Genomic DNA, 476 nt, shown 5'->3' with positions numbered 1-476 from the left:
GCCTTGGCCCAAGCCCATGCAGCGAGCCGGTTCAAGCGAGCGCCGCCTGAGGTCTTGGGATTTGGCGTGATGACTTCGACGCCGTCCTTGATCAGATCGCCCCCATCGGCGATGACGTCAGGATTGCCCTTGCGAACCAGGCACACGATGGTCTAGGTGTAGGGCGCATTGTTGTTTTCGAACGTGCCGCGCCAATCGGCGGGGATCAGCTTGGGATTGGCATCGGAAATGGCGTTGATGTCGGATTCAAGCGCTAGGGTCACCACGTCGGCTTCGAGGCCGTCGATGACGGTACGGGCCTGAGCGCCGGAGCCGCCATGGGTATTTTCGATAGCGACAGTCTCGCCCTTTTCAGCCTTCCAATGGGCAATGAACGCCTCATTGAACTGCTGGTAGAGTTCACGTGTCGGATCGTAGCTGACGTTGATCAGGGTGCGATCCTGAGCATGCGCCGTGACCGCAAAGCCCAGCGTGAG

General features: G+C 59.9%; 1 pseudogene. It reads right to left on the bottom strand.

The window, feature by feature from the left end:
- Positions 1-470: pseudogene (locus tag VE25_RS09795) on the bottom strand (sulfate ABC transporter substrate-binding protein); the annotation flags it as partial.
- Positions 471-476: the final 6 nt, after the last annotated feature.

Origin of the sequence: Devosia geojensis (assembly GCF_000969415.1) — a bacterium.
Lineage (GTDB): Bacteria > Pseudomonadota > Alphaproteobacteria > Rhizobiales > Devosiaceae > Devosia > Devosia geojensis.
The sequence above is the reverse complement of the archived record's forward strand: the minus strand, read 5'-3'. Positions and strand labels throughout refer to the sequence as shown.